General features: G+C 59.7%; 17 protein-coding genes. 10 read left to right on the top strand and 7 right to left on the bottom strand.

Annotated features, from left to right (window positions below):
- Positions 1–169 precede the first annotated feature (169 nt).
- From KUV52_RS10080 to KUV52_RS10065, 4 genes are all read left to right on the top strand, one after another.
- A complete protein-coding gene (locus tag KUV52_RS10080; RefSeq protein WP_222525813.1) occupies positions 170–724 on the top strand; it encodes a cysteine hydrolase family protein in 555 nt (184 codons plus the stop codon).
- 23 nt (positions 725–747) lie between these two features.
- On the top strand, positions 748–990 hold the full coding sequence (locus KUV52_RS10075; RefSeq protein WP_222525812.1) for a DUF2897 family protein: 243 nt from the start codon (positions 748–750) through the stop codon (positions 988–990).
- A gap of 259 nt (positions 991–1,249) precedes the next feature.
- Positions 1,250–1,789 carry a porin family protein gene (locus KUV52_RS10070; protein ID WP_222525811.1) on the top strand — a complete coding sequence of 180 codons (540 nt, stop codon included), beginning with the start codon at positions 1,250–1,252 and terminating at the stop codon, positions 1,787–1,789.
- Between the two features lie 219 nt (positions 1,790–2,008).
- On the top strand, positions 2,009–2,209 hold the full coding sequence (locus KUV52_RS10065) for a hypothetical protein (protein ID WP_222525810.1): 201 nt from the start codon (positions 2,009–2,011) through the stop codon (positions 2,207–2,209).
- A gap of 65 nt (positions 2,210–2,274) precedes the next feature.
- On the opposite strand, the gene KUV52_RS10060 is transcribed toward KUV52_RS10065, so the two are convergent.
- Both KUV52_RS10060 and KUV52_RS10055 read right to left on the bottom strand, forming a co-directional pair.
- Entirely contained in the window at positions 2,275–5,418 is a 3,144-nt protein-coding gene (locus KUV52_RS10060; RefSeq protein ID WP_222525809.1) for an efflux RND transporter permease subunit, read from the bottom strand.
- Positions 5,418–6,494, bottom strand: coding sequence for an efflux RND transporter periplasmic adaptor subunit (locus tag KUV52_RS10055; RefSeq protein WP_261389954.1), 1,077 nt, complete (start codon positions 6,492–6,494; stop codon positions 5,418–5,420). Before KUV52_RS10055 ends, KUV52_RS10060 begins: the two co-directional genes overlap by 1 nt.
- Before the next feature lie 293 nt (positions 6,495–6,787).
- On the opposite strand from KUV52_RS10055, the gene bshA reads away from it, so the two are divergent.
- Positions 6,788–7,939: an N-acetyl-alpha-D-glucosaminyl L-malate synthase BshA gene (gene bshA, locus KUV52_RS10050; protein ID WP_222525807.1), complete on the top strand. Its 1,152-nt coding sequence runs from the start codon at positions 6,788–6,790 to the stop codon at positions 7,937–7,939.
- Positions 7,940–7,989: 50 nt separating this feature from the next.
- A complete protein-coding gene (locus tag KUV52_RS10045) occupies positions 7,990–10,155 on the top strand; it encodes a cation:dicarboxylate symporter family transporter (RefSeq protein ID WP_261389953.1) in 2,166 nt (721 codons plus the stop codon).
- A gap of 30 nt (positions 10,156–10,185) precedes the next feature.
- Here KUV52_RS10045 and KUV52_RS10040 read toward each other — a convergent pair whose 3' ends face one another.
- From KUV52_RS10040 to dapA, 5 genes are all read right to left on the bottom strand, one after another.
- Positions 10,186–11,370, bottom strand: a complete 1,185-nt coding sequence (locus KUV52_RS10040; protein WP_222525805.1) for a sugar transporter — start codon at positions 11,368–11,370, stop codon at positions 10,186–10,188.
- Between the two features lie 143 nt (positions 11,371–11,513).
- Complete coding sequence (locus KUV52_RS10035) at positions 11,514–14,615, bottom strand: efflux RND transporter permease subunit (protein ID WP_222525804.1); 3,102 nt, start codon at positions 14,613–14,615, stop codon at positions 11,514–11,516.
- Positions 14,615–15,703 carry an efflux RND transporter periplasmic adaptor subunit gene (locus tag KUV52_RS10030; protein ID WP_222525803.1) on the bottom strand — a complete coding sequence of 363 codons (1,089 nt, stop codon included), beginning with the start codon at positions 15,701–15,703 and terminating at the stop codon, positions 14,615–14,617. The genes KUV52_RS10035 and KUV52_RS10030 overlap by 1 nt, the downstream gene beginning before the upstream one ends.
- A 206-nt stretch (positions 15,704–15,909) precedes the next feature.
- The gene (bamC, locus tag KUV52_RS10025; protein ID WP_222525802.1) at positions 15,910–17,007 is read right to left on the bottom strand and encodes an outer membrane protein assembly factor BamC; all 1,098 of its coding nucleotides are present in this window, start codon (positions 17,005–17,007) and stop codon (positions 15,910–15,912) included.
- 9 nt (positions 17,008–17,016) lie between these two features.
- Complete coding sequence (gene dapA / locus KUV52_RS10020; RefSeq protein WP_222525801.1) at positions 17,017–17,895, bottom strand: 4-hydroxy-tetrahydrodipicolinate synthase; 879 nt, start codon at positions 17,893–17,895, stop codon at positions 17,017–17,019.
- Positions 17,896–18,062: 167 nt separating this feature from the next.
- Between dapA and KUV52_RS10015 the strand changes: the two genes are divergently transcribed.
- From KUV52_RS10015 to KUV52_RS10000, 4 genes are read left to right on the top strand one after another with little or no spacing between them, the layout of a single operon-like run.
- The gene (locus tag KUV52_RS10015) at positions 18,063–18,602 is read left to right on the top strand and encodes a glycine cleavage system protein R (protein WP_222525800.1); all 540 of its coding nucleotides are present in this window, start codon (positions 18,063–18,065) and stop codon (positions 18,600–18,602) included.
- 18 nt (positions 18,603–18,620) lie between these two features.
- Positions 18,621–19,082, top strand: a complete 462-nt coding sequence (bcp, locus tag KUV52_RS10010; protein ID WP_222525799.1) for a thioredoxin-dependent thiol peroxidase — start codon at positions 18,621–18,623, stop codon at positions 19,080–19,082.
- Positions 19,083–19,089: 7 nt separating this feature from the next.
- Positions 19,090–19,365, top strand: coding sequence for a hypothetical protein (locus KUV52_RS10005; RefSeq protein ID WP_222525798.1), 276 nt, complete (start codon positions 19,090–19,092; stop codon positions 19,363–19,365).
- Positions 19,366–19,412: 47 nt separating this feature from the next.
- Complete coding sequence (locus tag KUV52_RS10000) at positions 19,413–20,051, top strand: DUF2796 domain-containing protein (protein WP_222525797.1); 639 nt, start codon at positions 19,413–19,415, stop codon at positions 20,049–20,051.

Below are 20,051 nucleotides of genomic sequence, written 5' to 3'. Positions count from 1 at the left end.
ACCCAGAGGCTTAGGGGTGTGGCTACGATTGAGCGCAACGGGAAAGCGGGATTGTTCACCGTCCGGTCAAATGGCAAAAAATATCGCGGGTGCAGAAAATTTCCCTCCCTCTTGTACCACACTGAGCCATGGGGCAAGGTGAACACAAAGGCCCCACAAGGATGCGCCCATGCCCGCTTTAATGATCATTGATATGCAACAGGATTTTGTCTCTCCGGATGGTGCCGCCTGCGTTGCTCAGGCCCTGCCCAGCGTGCCCGCCATTGCCGCCGCACTGAAGCACGCCCGCGACCAGGGATGGCCGGTGATTCACATCGTCCGTGAACACGACCCGGCGGGGCTCAACACCGAGCCGTTCCGCAAGGGTCGACCGGTGTGCGTATCGGGAACCTGGGGGGCTGAGATTGTTCCGGAACTTGCTCCGCTGGAGAACGAGCTGGTGGTGGTCAAGACCCGCTTCAGCGCCTTCTACCAAACGGCGCTGGATGAGGTGTTGAACAGTCTTAACTGGCCGGAGTTGGTGATCTGCGGCACGCAACTGCCCAACTGCCTGCGCGGCACGGTCCACGATGCGGTAAACCGGGATTTGACCCTCTCCCTGCTGGTGGAGGGGTGTTCCGCTCAAACCCAGCCAGTGGCTGAGGCCAACTTCTATGACATGGCCAATTTTGGTGTCCGCCTGCTGTCGCTGGCAGACTGTATGGCGATGACCAATCCTGAATAGATGGAATCTGACTGAGCGTACACATGGAAAAATGGGAACTGTGGTTGCTGATCGCCCTGGTGATCGGCGTGATCCTGAGCAACCTGATGGTGCTGAAGCACACCGCCAATATGAAACTGCCCCCCTTTCTCGGCAAGAAGGGAAAACTGAAGTCGACCGATGACGCCAAAAAGGACGAAGAGAAAACCCGGTCCGATTACGACAAGGACGACTGGGGCAAGCAGGATTGGAAGAAAGACGACTGGGACAAGGACGATTGGAAATAGTCGCTTAACCCTCTTATCAAAATGCCGGGGTAGAATCGAAAACGAATCGTCCCGGCCTATGATTTTCCGTAGGAAAATACACAGGTTTTGACGACTTCATCCGTCGGAAAAACAAAAATCTGAACCCAACCTCGACCCAAACTCAACCCAATCTGAACCCCTCAACTCCCTCGTTGCCCTCCTCCAGCCCAGTACAGAAAGCGTTCAGAACCAGCGTCTTAGGATGACCTCGTCAACTTAAAACAACGAGGGAACAACCATGAAAAAGATCACTGCCGCCGTACTGATGACCGGTCTTATCAGCGTGCCTGCCCTGGCCAACGACGTGGACTACTTTGCCGGCTTCGGCATGGGTTATCAGCAGGACACCATTAAAGGCGACATTCGCAAAGACAGCGACGACCTCTACTACGAGGGCCGTGTGGGTGCGGTGATTGGCGACCATCACCGACTGATGGGCACCTACAGCTACAAAGAGGACAGCTTTAACCGGGACGACACCCGCTATAAGCACGAACAGCACCTGTTTCTGGCCTCCTACGATTACCTGATGCCGCTGAGTCAGGATGGTCGTCTGAACGCCTTTGCGGGCATCTCCATGGGTGGCGTGGGGAACAAGCTTCAGGGCAAGAACAGCAACGATTTCACCTGGGGTGGACAGGCTGGCCTGCAATACCGCCTGACCCAAAACTGGAGCGCCGAACTGCGCTATCAGTACCTGGACATGGACTATGACAAACTGGGCCTGACCGTCGAAGACAGCCAGCGAGTGGGCCTGGCCATCGACTACCGCTTCTGACAAAGCGAACAAAACGGAAAGAGACAGAGCGGGCCTATGGGCCCGCTTTTCTTCGTGGGGAGGGCGCCCCTGACACAGCCGCTAGCACGCGAATATGACATTTTGATGAATTGTGACTCTGGGCTTTGGTCGGCCTAGCATCCCTTTGTTACATTGATATGGCAGATCAACAAAATGAGAAGCAAATATCGATTGAGTAACCGTTTTGGGAGGCCCACCATGACCACAATGCACCGCGTAAAAATGATGACCAAAGTGACGAAGACATCCACTCAGTCCAACTTTGATCCCAACTGCGCACCAGAGCTGGACCCGCTGCATGATACCCACTGTATGGTGGAGCAAGGCCGCACCCATCGCCTGTGTAAACTGCTCAATATCCGTTACGACAAGCAGAGTCTTATCCATCCCAATAAATAGGACGACGCGCAAAAGAAACGCCCCGGCTAAGCGGGGCGTTTTCGTTTCAATCGCCTTAACTTCGATCAGGTTCCAACAGAGCGTTTGTGGGAGCGACGCTTCATCAGCACCGTGTTGTCATCGGCCAGTTGCTGCTCCAACTGACGGCTGACAAACTCGGGGCTGCTGGTATGACGGGCCAGCAAGCTGTACACCACGGGAATCACCAGCAGGGTGAAGAAGGTGGCCAGCAGAATGCCACTGAGCACCACCACACCAATCACAAAGCGGGTCTCCGCCCCTGCGCCGGAAGCCATCACCAGGGGCACGGCGCCCGCTGCAGTGGTGATACCGGTCATCAGGATCGGGCGCAGACGCGCTACCGCCGCATCAATGATCGCCTGCTCAAACGCCTCGCCTCTATCCCGCAGCTGGTTGGCAAACTCCACAATCAGAATGCCGTTCTTCGCCGCCAGGCCGATCAGCATGATGATGCCGATCTGGGAGTAGATGTTGAGGCTCTGGTCGGTGAAATAGAGCCCCAGCAAGGCGCCAAAGGTGGCCAGCGGTACGGTAAGCATGATCACCAGCGGGTGGATATAGCTTTCAAACTGCGCCGCCAGCACCAGGAACACCACTACCAGCGCCAGGGCAAAGACAAAGGCCACCGAACCACCGGACTCCTGATGATCCTGTGACGCGCCCTTGTAGCTCACCACCACGTCCGCAGGCAGGTGTTCCGCAACCAGTCCATTCAGGTAGCTCAGGGCTTCGCCCAGGGTGTACCCGTCCGCCAGGTTGGCTTCCAGCGTGATCGCCCGCACCCGGTTATAGCGGTTGAGGCGCGGTGCGTCAGCGTACTCCTCCACACTCACCAGACTGGAGAGCGGGATCAGTTCGCCGGTGCGGCTGGAACGAACATAGAGGCTCGCCAGATCCGCTGCGGTGTTCTGACGGTCGCGCTGCCCTTCCACAATGACGTCGTACTCTTCGCCACGCTGCTCAAAGGTGGTGACCAGACGGGAACCGAGCATCGATTCAAGGGTGCGGCCAATCGCCCGGATGGAGATCCCCAGATCACCAGCACGCTCCCGGTCAATCACCACCCGCAGTTGCGGTTTGGTCTCTTTGTAGTCGTGGTCCAACCCCACCAGACCCGGGTTATTGGCCGCTTCCTCAAGAATGCGGTCTCGCCACTGGGCCAGTTCCTCATAGCTGCCGCCGCCGATCACAAACTGCACCGGCTTGCCGACGCCGCGACCAAAGGCCTGACGCATCACCGGGAAAGCGCGTACGCCCGCCAGGTCCGACAGGCGGCCACGAACGTCACCAATGATCTCAAAGGCGCTGCGGCGCTCCGCCCAATCTTCCAGCACGATGATCGCCATCCCGCCGGAGAAGTCCTCGGTACGACCGAACCCCCGGGGCGCCCGGATAAGCAGTCGCTTGATGTCACCCGATTCCACCAGCGGCATCAGGCGATGTTCAACCTCGTCCATATAGGGCTTCATAAACTCGTACGTTGCCCCCTGCGGCCCATTGACCATCAGGAACATGGAGCCACGGTCCTCTTTCGGCGCAAACTCGGAGGGCAGCTTGGTAAAGAGCCAGCCACTGCCCACCAGGGCGCCGATAATTATGGTCACCACCAGCCAGGGACGCTGGATCCACGCCGCCAGCGCGGCCCGGTAGGCGCTCTTCAGCCGCTCAACGCCTGCGTCGATCTTGCGCACCAGCCAGGGCTCATTCTCCACCGGTTTCAGCAGCTTGGAGCCCATCATGGGACTCAGGCTCAACGCCACGACGGAGGAGAGGATCACCGCCGCGCTCATGGCGATGGAGAACTCCCGGAACAGTTTGCCCAGATCCCCCTCAAGGAAGCCGATGGGCAGGAACACCGCCACCAGCACCGCCGTCGTCGCAACGATGGCAAACCCCACCTGACGGGCCCCCAGAAACGCCGCTTTCAATGGCGGTTCACCCTGCTCAATGCGACTGTGGATGTTCTCCAGCATCACAATGGCGTCGTCCACCACCATACCGATGGCCAGAATCAGCGCCAGCAGCGTCAGCAGGTTGATGGAGAAACCCAGGGCGTAAAGCACCATAAAGGTGCCGATCAGAGAGACCGGAACGGTCACCGCGGGGATCAGCATCGCCCGCACGCTGCCCAGGAACAGGTAGATCACCACCACCACCAGAGCCATGGCGATAAACAGAGTGCGATACACCTCATCGATGGAGGCCTGAATAAAGACAGAGGAGTCGTAGGAACGCTTGATCGCCATTCCCACCGGCAGACTCTGATTCAGCTCGTCCACCAGCTTATGCACCTCCCTGGCCACATCCAGAGTGTTGGCGGTGGATTGTCGAGTGACCCCAAGGCCGATCATATCCTGCTTGTTACCGCGGAAGGCGATGCGCTCCTCCTCGGTATCCAGCTCCACTTTGGCAACGTCCGCCAGACGGATAAGGTAGCCATCAGGGCCGGTGCCGATCACCAGACGGGCGAAGTCATCCGGGTGGATAAAGTTGCGCTGTACCCGAACGGAGAACAGGCGGTTTTCGGATTCGATGGAACCGGCGGGCAACTCCACATTATCCGCCCGCAGCGCATCCTCAATGTCGGTTACGGTCAGGCCGCGGGAAGCCAGCTTCTGACGGTCGACCCAGACCCGGACGGCGTACACTTTGCCCCCGCCCACCCGGACATTGGCAACGCCATCAATCACGCTGAATCGGTCCACCAGGTAGCGGCGGGCATAATCGGTCAACTGCAGTGTGTCCATGCGATCGGACACCAGGTTGAGCCACATGATCACTTCTGAGCTGCCTGAGGCTTTCTGCACTTCCGGCGGATCTGCCTCTTCCGGCAAGTTGTCCAGCACCCGGGAGATGCGATCCCGCACGTCATTGGCGGCCGCGTCGATATCCCGGCCAACATTGAACTCCAGGGTGACCGAAGAGCGGCCATCGCGACTGGTGGAGGAGATGTTGCGGATCCCTTCAACACCGGCCACCCGGTCTTCGATAACACGGGTGATCTTGGTTTCCACCACCGCCGCCGAGGCACCGCGGTAGCTGGTACTGATGTCCACCACCGGCGGATCGATATTGGGGTACTCCCGCAGGGGGAGCTTGTCGAACGCCACGAGGCCAAAGGCGATCAGCAGCAGGCTGATCACCGAAGCCAGTACGGGACGCTTGACCGAGAGGTCCGTCAGAAGCATCAGCTGGCCTCCAGATGGGTAAAGCGTTCGTCAGGCCGAACTTCCACCGTCTGGCCAGGGCGCACCTTCTGGATGCCACGGATGATCACCCGCTCGCCATCCATCACACCATCAAGGATCTCAACGCTGCCACGGCTGCGCAGGCCCAGCACCACTTTGCGCTGCTCCACCACATTGTCGGCGTTCACCACGTAGATAAACTGCTCACGCTGCAGCGGAATGATCGCCTCTTCAGGCACCACCAGGCCGTTGCGCTCTTCCGCAATCAGCTTCAGTGTCATCAGCATGCCGGGGCGCAGCTTCAGGTCCCGGTTATCCACTTCAGCGCGTACCACTACGGCACGGCTCTGGGGGTTGATGCGGCTGTCGACGCTTACGACGGTGCCGGTAAAGCGTTCACCCGGAAACGCCGCCGCCAGACCCTCAACCGACTTGCCGGGCGTCAGTTGTGACAGGAACCGCTCCGGGACCGTGAAGTCCAGCTTCACCACCGCCAGGTCATCCAGCGTCGCGATGGCCGTACCCGGTGTCACCAGTGCACCGGGACTGATCTGACGGAAACCCAGTACGCCAGCAAAGGGGGCGCGCACATAACGGGCATCCAGTTCAGCCTGGTACTGCGCCAACTGCGCCCGGGCGATGTCGATATCGGTGACGATCTTGTCCAGCTCATTGCTGGCGATGGTTTTGGAGCGCACCAGACCTTCGATCCGGTTGAACTCTCGCTGATGCTCCGTGAGATTGGCCTGGGCGGCGCGCAGCTTGGCTTGCTGTTCGGCGTCGCGCAGGGTGACCAGAAGCTGGTTTTGCTCCACCAACTGCCCATCCTCAAAGTGCACCTGCTGGACGCTTTCCGTCACTTTGGCGGTCAGGGTGACAGACTCCCGGGCCCGCACTGTGCCCAGAGCTTCCACTTCCCAGCGCACCGGCTCATTGGATACTTCGGCTGCGATAACCGTTGGCGGAGTATTAGGGCGGGACTGGGCCAACTTGGCGCTCTTGCCCTGCTCCTTGTACCAAACCCCGGCGACCAACACCGCGACCAGCACCACTCCTGCGGTAATTGTTGTTCTCATAATTCCCTTGTTCTGCATCACAGTGAAGGCTCCAAGTTTACCGAGACAACATGTCAGAACAATACGTTTTACAAGCCCTTACAAAAAGAAAACAACGCATTATCCAAACCCGATTAAGGCAAGTATACGTCGCCCGCCAAAACCCGGTTCAGTCGGGCCATCACTGAAATGCGGCGCCAATCTAAAAAGTCCGTTAGCCAATTGTATTGATTCAAAATTTCTCATTGTGTCCGAATGTTATCTACGCTTGATGCAGACATTTCACTCGCAAAGAAGCAGGGCCAAAAACAGGGATGAGAATTGGGATCCTTTGCCACCCCAGTGTCGGCGGTTCCGGTCTGGTCGCCACCGAATTGGCTCACGGCCTGGCCGAGACAGGGCATGAGGTGCACGTCATCTCCAGTGCGCCGCCATTCAAGCTGCGTCAGTATCAGTCCCGAATCCACTTTCACTCGGTGGAGGCGATTCACTACCCTCTGTTCAAGGATCCGCTCTACACCTTTGCGCTGACCGCCAAGATCGTTGAGGTCGTGGACCAGTACCATCTGGATGTGGTGCATGCCCACTACTCGATACCCCACTCTCTCTGTGCCTACCTGGCCACCGAGATCACCCGGCGCCCGTTTCCCATCGTCACCACCATCCATGGTACCGATGTGACCGTGGTCGGCCAGGACCGTCCCCTCTACCCGCTCAACCGTTTCAGCATTGACCGCAGCACCGTGGTCACCACGGTTTCAGAGTTTCAGCGCCAGCACATTCGACGCCACTTTGCCCTGGATACCCCAATCGAGGTGATTCACAACTTTATTGACGGTGACCTGTTCCACCCCGCCAATCAGGACCGATCGTTGCGCCGCACCCTGGCTCGCCAGGATCAGCCCATCGTTATGCACGCCTCCACCTTCCGCCCGGTTAAAAACACCGAGGCAGTACTGAAGAGCTTTGCCCTGGCCTCCAGTATGGTGGACGCCAAACTGGTGCTGTTGGGGGATGGTCCGGAGCTGGAAGCCACCCAGGGGCGTTGCCATCAGCTTGGCATTGCTGATCGGGTGGTCTTTGTTGGCCCGGTTCAGCACATTGAGCGTTATCTGCCGTTGGCGGACTGCGTCCTTCAGCCCAGTTACCGGGAAGCCTTCTGTATGGTGTTGCTGGAGGCGATGGCCTGTGGCGTCCCCACGGTCAGCAGCAATGTGGACGGCATTCCGGAGGTGGTTGAGGAGGGAGTCACCGGCTATATGGCACGCCCGGACGATGTGGAAGCGCAGGCCAAGGCGCTGGTGCGTCTGCTCGCCGATCCGGCACTGAGGCAACGCCTGGGCCAGGCGGGACGTCAAAGGGCACAGCACCTGTTCTGCACGGAGGAGAAGGTTCAGCAATATCTGGCCTGTTACCGCCGCGCCATTGACCTACTGGGATCCAACCCGGGGTCAGCGTCATCATGAACCAATCTGCCGCCACTGAGGCTCAGGCCTCCCCCCCGAAAAAAATGAGCATGTCCACCCTGGTTCTGCTCTCCTTTGCCGCCGGGATCGCGGCGGGGCTCTTTTTCGGTGAGATGCTGGCGTGGATGTCGATCATCGGTGACGCCTTCGTCAAACTGCTGCAGATGACCATCATTCCGTACATCATGGTCTCTCTCATCTCCAGCCTGGGGCATCTCTCCTATCAACAGGCCAAGAGCCTGGCGCTGAATGTGGGCAAGCTGATGCTGGTGATCTGGAGCTTTGGCCTGGTGCTGATGTACCTGATCAAGTACACCTTCCCAGACTGGGAAGCGGGCGACTTCTTCAGTCTCTCGGTGCTGCAGGACCCGGCTCCGGTCAGCTTGCTCGACCTCTACATCCCGGCCAACCCCTTTTTCTCCATGTCCAACAGCTATATCCCCGCCATTGTGCTGTTCTGTGTTGCAACCGGGATCGCCCTGATCGGCATTGAGGACAAATCGGCCCTGCTAAAACCGCTGCAACTGCTGGGAGATGCGTTCAACCGGGTCACCGGTTACATCGTCAAACTGATGCCGCTGGGGATCTTTGCCATGACCGCAGCCACGGCCGGCACCATGGACATTGCGGAATTTCAGCGGCTGCAGGTCTACTTTGCCGCCCATGTCGTAATGACGCTTATCCTCACCTACTGGCTGTTGCCCGCTCTGGTCGCGGTGATCACCCCCTTCTCCTACCGCGACCTGACCGGCATCGCCCGGGACGCGCTGATCACCGCCTTTGCCGCCGGCAATATTTTTATTGTGCTGCCCCTGCTGATCGAGCACACCAAGGCGCTGTTCCATAAGTACCGGATCGGCAGCGAAGAGACCGACGATTACGCCAACGTGATCATCCCCGTGGTATTCAGCTTCCCCAACCTGGGCAAACTGCTGACCATCGTTTTTGTGCTGTTTGCCGCCTGGTTTGCCGGTGCAGATCTGGATTTTGTCACCTACCTGCCGATGGCAATTAACGGGCTGATCAGCCTGTTTGGCAGCGTTTACCTGACGGTGCCCATGCTGCTGGATGGCCTGCAACTGCCCTCTGATCTGTTCCAGCTCTATATGGTGTCCAGCCTGTTCACCAGCCGCTTTACCTCGCTGCTGGCCGCCATGAACCTGTTTATCCTGGCTGTAGGCGGAACCGCCATGCTGGCAGGGCACGCCAGGCTCAACCTGCGCCGCTTAATGCTCTACGCCGCAGCGACTCCGCTGGTGTTAGGCGCCATTCTTCTGGGCACCGCTGCACTGCTGAACAAAGTGGTGGACACCACCTACGTGATGGATGAAGTGGTGGCCAATATGACGTCCGCCGAGTCCCTGCCGGATTCGGTGGTGAATTTTCAGCCCAGAGAACTGCCCCCCACTTCGGCCCCACGCAGTCTGGATGAGATCCGGGAGAGCGGCTTGCTGCGAGTGGGTTACAACCCCCTACAGGTGCCCTTCTCTTTCTATAACGCGGATAACCGGCTGGTAGGGCTAGATGTGGAGATGATGAATAAGCTGGCCCGTGAACTGGAGCTGGAACTGGCGTTTATCCCCTACGGCTCCGCTTCGGTGCTGGAGGATCTGAACCGGGGTCGGTTCGACATCGTCATCTCCGGCCTGCAGATGACCACACGCCGGATCCAGTACGTTGGGTTCACCAACCCGGTGCTGACACTGCACTACTCCCTGGTGGTCAAAGACCATCGGGCCGACGAGTTGGCAACCAATGAACTGGTGCGACAGGCAGGGCCGCTGACCATCGCCTCAGTCGGGGATTACAGCATCATCCCCCATATCGAGAAGGGCTTCCCGAACATCCGCTTTGAGCGGATCGAGTCAGACCGCCAGTTCTTTGAGGATGGTGGCCAAACCTGGGATGGGTTGTTGATCAGTCTGGAAGCGGGCAAAGCCTGGACCATGCTCTACCCGGAGTACACCACCCTCTACAACCGGGATGAGATCAAATCCTTTCCGGTCGCCTACGTGGTGGCCAGGAACAACATTGAGCTGCACCTGTTTCTCAACTCATGGCTGGAGCTGCAACAGAGCTCCGGTTACGTCGACACCCTCTACAACTACTGGATCCTGGGGCAAAACGCCCAGCCCAGCCAACCCCGCTGGTCCGTGATTAAGGACGTATTGGGTTGGGTGAAGCCCCCGGCAACCACTCCGGCGCCATCCCAGTAAATGCGCCCCAAAGCGGGGCGCGAAAAAGGATCAGGAAACGGCGGCGCCATCCAACGGATACTGGCGCCGGGCCCGGAACAATCCGAGCAGCGGAATCATCGCCACCAGGATAAGACCGGCCGCCACCGGCCCGTTCAGCGCCACGCCGTAGCGCGCCGCCAGCACACTGCCCAGCAGCGCACCGCCTCCGATCCCGACATTGAACAGACCAGAGTAGATCGCCATCGCCACATCGGTGGCGTCCGGCGCCAGCTTCAGCCCCTTAGCCTGCAGCGACAGCCCCATCAGCATCATTGCCGCGCCCCAGACCACGCAGAGCGCCGCCAGCAACCCGAGGTGTGCCCCCATCAGCGGCAACAGCGCAACGCAGAGCCCCACCACCGCAACCGCCAGTGCCAGCAGACGACGGGCATGATTCGCCTGGTAGCGCCCAAACAGCACACTGCCCGCCAGTCCGGAGCCACCGAACAGCAACAGCATCAAAGTGGTAACGCCCGGGGCGTAACCAAAGTGCTGCTGCAACAGCGGCTCCAGGTAGGTGTACACCGCGTAGTGGGCGGTCACCAGAAGGGTGGTTAGGCCATAAAGCCACATCAGCGCTCGGTTACGGAACAAGCCCGGCAGGCTGCGCCAGTTGCCCCCTTTCTCGGCAGGAAGACGCGGTAAGCCACGCCATAGGCCCAGCATCAACAGCAGGGTGACCAGACCAATCAGCGCGAAAGTGATGCGCCACCCCAGCAGATGCCCGACGATCCGCCCGAGCGGGATCCCCAGCACCAGCGCCAATACGGTGCCTGTCGCCAGCAGGCCCAGCGCCTTGGCCCCCTGCCCTTGCGGCGCCAGACGCACCACCATGGCGGGAGTGATCGCCCAGAACAGGGCATGAGAAAGCGCAATGCCGATGCGACCGGCCAGCAGCAGCGAGTAGGTGGGAGCCCAGGCAGTGATGGCATGACTGACCACAAACAGCGCCATCAGGCCCAGTAGCAGCCCTCGCCGTTCAAAGCGGGCAAACAGCAGCACCGCCGGCAATGACGCCAGGGCCACCACCGCCGCGTACACGGTCAGCATCGGCCCGATCGCTACGGCGGACATATTAAAGCTCTCACCCAGCGCAGCCAGCAGGCCCACGGGCACAAACTCAGAGGTGTTAAACACAAACGCGCTGAAGGCCAGCAATAACACCGGCCCCCAGGCCATCAGGCGCGGGAACATCATGAAACTCGTCAGGGGAAAAGGGCGGCGATTCTACGCCCTACAGCGTGCTGGGGCGAAAGAAAAAATGGATAAATTTCGGCCGGGATCACATCCGGCCGAATGGAAAAACGGCCCCACCTGAATCAGCGGGGCCGATACGGTCAGCGCCGGGCTGCTTCCGCCGCCAGTGCCTCTTCCAGTTCGTGGGTACGATGCTCCGGCGAGTGGGTTGAGCGGGCCATCAGGCGATACATCAGCGGCACCAGGTAGAGGGTGATCACCGTAGCCAACGCCATACCAAAGAAGATCACCACACCTATGGCGTATCGGCTCTCCGCACCAGCGCCGGTAGCCAGCAGCAGCGGCACCGCCCCAAACAGGGTGGTAAAGGCGGTCATCAGAATCGGACGCAGACGGGCACTGGCGCCCTCCACCACCGCCTGTTCAAAGGCGACGCCCTTGTCCCGGAGTTGGTTGGCAAACTCGACAATCAGAATGCCGTTTTTGGTCACCATGCCGATCAACATGATCATCCCCACCTGACTGTAGAGGTTGAGACTCTCCCCGGTCAGCAGCAAGCCCAGCAGCGCCCCGACAATGCCCATCGGCACCGTCAGCATGATCACCGCCGGGTTGATAAAGCTCTCGAACTGGGCCGCCAGTACCAGATAGGCCACCATCAATGCCAGTGCAAAGACCAGGAAGGTGTCCGCCTGGTTCTCCTTGTAGTCTTTGGACTCACCCTTGTAATCGATGGTGATGTCCGGCGGCAGCATCTCCCGCGCGGTTTGCTCCAGCAGCGCCAACGCTTCGCCCAGAGTGTGCCCCTGGCCCACATAACCCTGAATGGTGACGGATTTGGTGCGCTGGTAGCGCTTCAGGCGACTGGCTGAACCGATCTCCTCAAACTCCACCAGGCTCGCCATGGTGACCCGCTCTCCCGCCGGTGTGGTCATATAGATGCCGGAGAGTTTGGAGGCATCATCAAAGCGCTCAATGTCACCACGGAGGTAAACATCGTACTCCTCCCCCCGGTCCACAAAGGTGGTGCGGCTGATGCCACCCAGCACCGCTTCCAGAGTGCGGGCGATGTCCCGAGGGCTGATGCCAACCCGGGCAGCGGCTTCCAGGTCCACCTTAGCCAGCAGTTCCGGCGTGGTCTGGGAGAAATCGGAGTCCAGATCACGCACTTCACTTCGAGCTGCGGTGGCATCGATGATGGCGTGAGCCCAGCGATCCAGTTCGTCGTAGTCTGCGCCGCCCAGCACAAACTGCACCGGCTCAGAGCTGCCGCCACCAAATCCGGGGGCCATGGGGAACACCCGCACATCGGGAATGCCGCTCAGATCCCGGCGCAGTTGGGCCAGAATTTCGTTGCTGTGCTGGTCGCGCACCGCCCAGTCTTTCAACAGCAGTACAAAGAAGCCGGTCTGGTCGCCGCGGTTGCCAAAAGCGGGAGTGGAGAGGTTCATCGCCTGCAGCGGCCCCTCTTCCGACATCAGCGGCAACAGTCGCGCTTCCACCGCTTCCATGTTCTTAACCATGCGGTCAAACGCGGTGCCTTCCGCACCTTTAACGAACACAAAGAGCACGCCACGGTCTTCACTTGGAGTGAACTCGGTGTTGATGCGGGGGAACAGCAACGCCACCGCCACCAGAGCCATCACGATGATGGTCGGCCCCGCCCATTTGAACCGCAAAGCGCGTTCAAGGCTGCGCTTGTAGGCGCTTTCCAACCGGGCAAACTGACGGTTTACCGCACTATTGAAACGGTTGGGCTTTACGTTGGCTTTGAGCAGGCTGGCGCCCATTACCGGCGTCAGCGTCAGGGCGATCAGGGAGGAGAAGATCACCGCCACCGCCAGGGTGACCGCAAACTCGGTAAAGAATTTGCCCACCATGCCACCGGCAAAGGCGATGGGCAGGAAGATCATCACCAGTACGGCGGTGGTCGCGATCACAGCAAACCCAACCTCCCGGGTGCCCTGATAGGCCGCCACCAGGGGTGAACTGCCCCGCTCCAGGTGCTTAAAGATGTTCTCCACCACCACGATGGCGTCATCCACCACCAGGCCGATGGCCAGGATCAGCGCCATCAGGGTCAGGATATTGAGGGAGAAGCCCGCAAACTGGGCCACCATAAAGGCGGCAATCAGAGAGACCGGCACGGTCACCGCCGGGATCAGGGTCGCCCGGGCCTGTCCGAGGAACAGATAGAGCACCGCCACCACCAGGGCCGCCGTGACAAACAGGGTCTGGTACACCTCGTTGATGGAGCGCTCGATAAAGATGGTGGCGTCATATGCCACCTCAAGCTCCATGCCGTCAGGCAGTTGCGGCTGGATCTGATCGATGAGGGCTCGCACCCCCTTGGCCACATTGATGGGGTTGGCATCCGACTGGGCGCTGATGGCAAAGCCAAGGGCATTCAGACCGTTGCTCTTAAACAGGCTGTTTTCGGTTTTGGCGCCATCGTAGATGTGGGCGATGTCGGAGAGGTAGATGGGGCTGCCCTGCTCGTCATAACGCACCACCACGCGGCTGAAATCCTCAACGGTTTTCAGCACCCGTTCCAGGCGCACGGACATCACCTGATCCCGGTTACGCAGCTGTCCGGCGGGCAGTTCCAGGTTCTGGTTATTGAGGGCGCTTTCCACCATGGCGACGGAGATGCCGCGACCGGCCATGGCACTGGGATCCAGTTGCAGATAAACCACCCGTTCCAGATCACCATACAGGCTCACCTGGCTGACGCCGTTGACCAGAGAGAGACGGTCTACCAGCACCCGCTCGGCGTAGTCGGTCAGTTCAATGCGATCCATCTCGGCGCTGCGCAGGGAGAGTCGAACCACCGCGTCACCGCTGACGTTGGACTTCAGCACCATCGGATCATCGGCGTCCTCTGGCAGGCTGCGCTGGGCACGTGACACCGCATCACGGACATCGGAGAGTCCCTCCATAATGTCCCAATCCAAATCGAAGTTGACGGTGATCTGGGTGGAGCCATTGCGGCTGACCGATTCAATGGTATCGATGCCGGAGATCCCGGAGAGCTGGTCTTCAATCGGCTTGGTGATCTGATCTTCCATCACCGCCGCCGACGCGCCTTCGTAGCTGACCGACACGGACACCACAGGGACGTCCACATCCGGCAGTTCACGCACCGACAGTTTTGAGAAGGCCACCAGGCCAAACAGGGTCAGCAGCAGTGACAGCACAATGGCCATCACTGGCCGCTTGATCGACAAGTCGGACAGCAGCATCAGCGGGATACCTCGCCAGCGTTACCCTGCCCCTTGGCGCGAGCGGTGCCCACTTCGTGAACCGTGCTGCCATCCTTGATACTGACCAGCCCTTTCACCACGATGCGAGTGCCCACTTCCAGCCCGGACTCCACCGCCACGGTGTTGCCCTGGCGCACACCCGGCTCAATCAGGGTGCGGTGGGCGATATTGTTCCCATCCACCACATACACGAATCGATCGGAACCGGAGTACTCCATCGCCTGCACCGGCACCACCGGACGCAGTTGGGTGGGCAGCGCAAAATCGATGCGGCTGAGCATGCCGGGCTTGAGGTGGCCGTCATGGTTATCAAACGCAAAGCGGGCAGCTACGGTCATGTCGTTGCGGTTCACCCGGCTGTCCAGGGCCACCAGGGTGCCGTTGAAGGCAAAATCGGGATAGGCGTCGATGCGAGCCTTGACCTGCTGACCGGGCGCCAGTGCGGCCAGGTAACGCTGCGGCACCGCCAGATCCAGGCGCAGACGATCCAGTTGGTCCAGGGTCATCAGGGCTTCACCACTCACCACCTGGGCACCGGGGGCGTGGCTGACCAAGCCAACGACGCCGTCAAAGGGAGCCAGCAGTGTACGTTTGGCCAGTTCCGCCTCAGCACTGGACAGACGGGCTTGCGCCATCGCGACTTCCGCTTCTTGCGCGGCCAGTTCTGATGCTGAGATGGCGCCCTTGTCCGCCAGACGGCTTCGTTCCGCCAGCAGGCGCTTGGCTTCCGCCAGATAGGCCCGCGCCTCGTCCCGCTGCGCGATCTGTTGCAGATTATCCAGGCGGGCCAGTACCTGTCCCTGTTTCACCGTATCACCACTCTCCACCAGCAGACGCACCAGGCGACCGGAAACCTCCGGCGCGATGGTGACCGCTTGCCAGGCTTCGAGGTTGGCCACCAGCGCGAGGTGCTGAGGCAACTCCACTGCGGTGACAGTACCGGTTTCCACCTCCACCGGGCGGGAGCCCGGCTTGTTACCGGCACTGTCCGAACCGGACGATAGATTCAGGTAAACCGCGCCAGCGGCGGCAATCAGGACGACGGGGATGAGGAACTTTTTCAGCATCGGGGCGGATCTCCAATCAAGTGGCGGCATCGTACCCCAAGCCCTCGTCAAGGAACGTAAAGAATTGCCAGTTTGGCATCTCTGAATACAACAAAGATCACTTGGCAAACCGATGTGTCACATGTGAGAAACATCTCCAATGGCAGAACCCGTCCGGCACAAAAAAAGCAGCCCGAAGGCTGCTTTTCTGCGATTGGATAACACCGTTATTGCAGTTCGCGCATCTCTTTTTTGAGCAGATCTGCAAAGCGGTTGTACATCTGGGTCACGGTTTCTGTCGGCAGAGGCTTCGCCTCATTGTCCAGCACTGTGATGGCGGTACGCTCACCCATCGGCTCCAGACGGATCTGGTACGGGCCCTCTTCCAGCGGCAGGGCATCGTTATCGCCCCACAGGGAGGCCCAGAATCCGGAGTCGGACTCAAAGTCAACGAAGTAAGTGGCCAGTTGCTGGTCCAGATCGCGCACTTCGAAGCCCAGGAGCGGCAGCACATGATCCATGCGACGCCACACCTGGTCGAAGCTGGCCTCCGCGATAAACGCGGTGTTCTCATCGCTGTCGAAACCGAGCACGGTCTTAATGCCTCGACCGTTCAGCAGTTCCTGTGTGGCCTGACGCTGCTTACGCTCGAAGTTCATGTAAGCGATAGCGTTGTTGAGCATGTCGATGGCGTAACGGCGACGATCGGCGTCGGTCAGTACGATGCTGTCATCGATACCATCCAGGCCCTCTTCATGATCCACCAATTCGATGGTGATGGAGCCGCTTCGGCCATGATCCTTCACTACGGTATCGAACTCGTAACGCTGACGGATCTGGTACACCTTGTCGCGGAACCAGGACTTGCCGATCACCTCTTCGTTCTCGATCCAGTCGGTGACGATCACGCCGTTGCTGTCGGTGGCAACGCCGATGGACTGATCGGACAGGAACTTCAGCAGGGTTTCATGGATCTCATGGGCCAGATCCAGGTCATCCTGGTTGCTTTCCACCAGCACGGTCACACTGTCGACAGAGTCCTGCAGACGGGTTCCCGGTGCCAGAGGCAACACTTGCAGCGGCGGACGAACATCCAGGCGGGGACCAACAACATCGCGATCCACACTGCTGCCCAGTGGCGGAACATCAAATTCCCGGCTGACGCGAGGTGCATCCAGTCCTGCCGGTACCACCAGCGGCGTTGGCGCAGGCTGCTCCAGATAGTCGAAGCCACCGCTGGCCTGACGTCGCTCCAGGGGGGTGGCACACCCCACCAGGATCAGAACCGGCGCCAGTGCGGCGATGGCTAAGCGATTGTGTTTCATTCCTTTCCCTCAAACAGGCTCGGAGGCAGCCAGGGCCTCGCGCACTTTTTCTTTTCCTTGCTCAGTGAGCTCGGTCAGGGGCAGACGCATCACGGTGCGCTCTGTCACTCCGATGGCTTCCATTGCCCACTTGACCGGGATGGGGTTGGCCTCAATAAAGAGGGCGCTGTACAGCGGGTAAAGCTGTGCATCCAGCTTACGGGCGGTGGTGATGTCGCCGCTCAGGGCAGCATCACACAACGCTTTGAACTCTGCCGGCCGGACGTTGTTGGTGACGGAGATTACGCCGTCGCCCCCCGCCAGCATAAAGGCCATGGCGGTCGGATCATCGCCGGTCAGCAGCAGGAATTCATCGCCGCACAGCTGACGCAGGGGAGTCACACGGGACAGATCACCGGTGGCCTCCTTAATGCCTACGATGTTTTTAATGCGGCTAAGTTCCGCAACCGCCTCAGGTTTCAGGTCACAACAGGTGCGCCCCGGCACGTTGTAGAGGATGATCGGTTTATCCGTCGCCTGGGCAATGGCAGAAAAGTGGGCCACCAGACCCGCCTGGGTCGGCTTGTTGTAGTAGGGGGTAACACTCAGCATGCCATCCGCCCCGACGTCGTCGCAGGCTTTGGTCAGGGCAACCGCTTCGGCAGTGCTGTTGGCACCGGCACCGGCGATCACCGGAATGCGGCCCGCCACCTGCTCAACCACCGCTTTCACGACCGCCACGTGCTCAGGCACGCTTAAGGTGGCGGATTCGCCGGTAGTGCCAACTGCAACGATCGCGTCGGTGCCGTTGTTGATGTGAAACTCCACTAGTGTGCTCAAGGCGGAAAAATCCACCGAGCCATCCTGGTTCATAGGCGTCACCAGGGCGACAATACTTCCGCGAAACATCCCGTTGCTTCCCCACGTTACAGAGCAAGCTATGGTACTGTTGCACCTGGTTGAAGACAAGGGAGCGACCTGCGAAACCCTTTGTGCTAGCATGGCCGCGATCATAAGGACCCCGGGGCCTTAATTTTGCCGTCTTTACGGTCGCCCCGACCAAGATAGGACCGAACATGACCCAGTATCTGGCTGTTACCGCCATGGGCACCGACCGTCCCGGCATCGTCAACAAGCTGGCCAAGCTGACCGCCAGCTGCGATTGCGACATCATCGACAGCCGCGTCGCCATCTTCGGTAACGAGTTTTCCCTCATTATGCTGGTGGGCGGCAGCTACGCTGCCATTGCCAGGCTTGAAAATGAACTGCCGGTGCACGCCGCCCAATGGGAGCTGCTGACCATCTGCAAGCGCACCTCTGAACACACTCCGGTGGACTTTACCGCCCGCTTGGTCGTGGAATTTGAGGGGCAGGATCGCCGCGGCACCATGAAGCAGATCACCCAGTTCCTCGCTGACCGAGAGCTGGATCTGGCCGGTTTTACCTCCACCGCCCGTAAAGGCGAAGATGGTTCCGGCCTGCAGCAGGTCGAGGTGCGCATCAACGCCACCTCCCGTGTTGACCTGGACGCACTCGAAACCAATTTGAGTGACCTGGCAGATGAATTGAACCTGAACTGCCGCCTCCGCCGTATGGAAGGCGCACACTCAGACTGAATCAGACAAGGAGAGAAGATGCAGACCTTGCAAACGGGCGATAAAGCCCCTCTGTTCACCCTGCAAGACCAGAATGACAACGCCGTATCCCTGAGCGACTTCGCTGGCAAACGGGTTCTGGTGTACTTCTACCCCAAAGCGATGACCCCGGGCTGTACCGTTCAGGCGCAGAATCTGCGTGACATCAAAGCACAACTGGACGACAAAGAGGTTGTGGTACTGGGGATCAGCCCGGACCCGGTGAAGCGACTGACCAAGTTCGCCGAGCGTGACCAGTTGAACTTCACCCTGCTTTCCGACGAAGACCACGCGGTCGCTGACGCCTTTGGCGTGTGGGGTCCGAAGAAGTTTATGGGCCGTGAGTTCGATGGCATCCATCGACTGAGCTTCCTGATCGGCCCCGATGGCACCATCGAACAGTTCATCAACAAGTTCAAGACCAAGGACCACCATGAGGTGGTGTTGGGCCTGCTTGGCTAACCACCGCATGCGGCGCCTGTTCGCCACGCTGCTTCTGGGGTGGGCCCTGTGCCTGTCCCTGGTTGCCAGCCATGCGTTGGCGGAGGCGCTGCATCATCAGGATGGCAGCGACCTGTGCGCGCAGGCCCAGTTGATCGACCACTGGCTGCACGCGCTTCCCGGTGACGTCCTCACGGTTCAGGCCAGTGCGGTTTCCGTTAACGCTCTGGCCTGCCCACTTCCTGCCGCTCCGCTTCCCCCGCTGGTTTCTACCGGCAACCGAGACCCTCCCTGCTCCCGATAATCTCTGCGCACTTTTGCTTATTCAGACTTTATTTTTGGGAGAACCTTGTGAACGCTTTGAACCTGACCGCCGTTGCCGTCACCGCCGCTCTGGCGCTTTCCGCCTGTCATCCTCACGATGAGCATGACGATCATGGTCATGACCACAACCACCCCGCCGAAACGGCAGCGGTACAGTCTGATCACGACCACCACGCTCATTCGGAGCATGACCACAACCACAATCACGACCATGCGGGTGAGGGCCATGGCGCCCATGTTCATGGTGAGGGCAATCTGACCCTGATCCAGGATGGCAATCAGGTGATGGTCAATCTGACGCTGCCCACCGACAGCTTGTGGGGTTTTGAACGGGCACCGGAAAATACGCAGGAAGAGGCGCTGATAAAAGACACCCTGACCCATTTGAACGCCGGGCACCGCTTCTTCACGCTGCCCGAAAACGCCGACTGCCAACCGACCGAAGTAACCATTACGCCTCCGGCCAATCTTAATGACCCCACGGCTTCCGGCCATATGGAGCTGGAGGCCCAATGGTTCTGGCAGTGTGAAGGCCCGGTCAACGCCATCACTGTGGCGCTGTTCAAGCACTTCCCTGAGCTTCACCGCCTCACCCTGCAACGTCTTAGCGAATCCGGCAGTGGCGGGGCTGAACTGACACCCTCCTCACCCGATGCCCGTTGGTAA

The sequence above is a fragment of the Ferrimonas balearica genome (assembly GCF_019802055.1).
Lineage (GTDB): Bacteria > Pseudomonadota > Gammaproteobacteria > Enterobacterales > Shewanellaceae > Ferrimonas > Ferrimonas balearica_A.
Note: the sequence above shows the minus strand (reverse complement) of the source record. Positions and strands in the feature narration are given on the sequence as shown.

Coding starts and splice junctions, on each gene's coding strand:
- KUV52_RS10075 (WP_222525812.1), top strand. CDS start 748: ATGGAAAAATGGGAACTGTGGTTGCTGATCGCCCTGGTGATCGGCGTG.
- KUV52_RS10080 (WP_222525813.1), top strand. CDS start 170: ATGCCCGCTTTAATGATCATTGATATGCAACAGGATTTTGTCTCTCCG.
- KUV52_RS10055 (WP_261389954.1), bottom strand. CDS start 6,494: ATGAGAACAACAATTACCGCAGGAGTGGTGCTGGTCGCGGTGTTGGTC.
- bshA (WP_222525807.1), top strand. CDS start 6,788: ATGAGAATTGGGATCCTTTGCCACCCCAGTGTCGGCGGTTCCGGTCTG.
- KUV52_RS10015 (WP_222525800.1), top strand. CDS start 18,063: ATGACCCAGTATCTGGCTGTTACCGCCATGGGCACCGACCGTCCCGGC.
- KUV52_RS10030 (WP_222525803.1), bottom strand. CDS start 15,703: ATGCTGAAAAAGTTCCTCATCCCCGTCGTCCTGATTGCCGCCGCTGGC.
- KUV52_RS10005 (WP_222525798.1), top strand. CDS start 19,090: ATGCGGCGCCTGTTCGCCACGCTGCTTCTGGGGTGGGCCCTGTGCCTG.
- dapA (WP_222525801.1), bottom strand. CDS start 17,895: ATGTTTCGCGGAAGTATTGTCGCCCTGGTGACGCCTATGAACCAGGAT.
- KUV52_RS10040 (WP_222525805.1), bottom strand. CDS start 11,370: ATGTTCCCGCGCCTGATGGCCTGGGGGCCGGTGTTATTGCTGGCCTTC.
- KUV52_RS10065 (WP_222525810.1), top strand. CDS start 2,009: ATGACCACAATGCACCGCGTAAAAATGATGACCAAAGTGACGAAGACA.
- KUV52_RS10060 (WP_222525809.1), bottom strand. CDS start 5,418: ATGCTTCTGACGGACCTCTCGGTCAAGCGTCCCGTACTGGCTTCGGTG.
- KUV52_RS10035 (WP_222525804.1), bottom strand. CDS start 14,615: ATGCTGCTGTCCGACTTGTCGATCAAGCGGCCAGTGATGGCCATTGTG.
- KUV52_RS10070 (WP_222525811.1), top strand. CDS start 1,250: ATGAAAAAGATCACTGCCGCCGTACTGATGACCGGTCTTATCAGCGTG.
- bcp (WP_222525799.1), top strand. CDS start 18,621: ATGCAGACCTTGCAAACGGGCGATAAAGCCCCTCTGTTCACCCTGCAA.
- bamC (WP_222525802.1), bottom strand. CDS start 17,007: ATGAAACACAATCGCTTAGCCATCGCCGCACTGGCGCCGGTTCTGATC.
- KUV52_RS10045 (WP_261389953.1), top strand. CDS start 7,990: ATGTCCACCCTGGTTCTGCTCTCCTTTGCCGCCGGGATCGCGGCGGGG.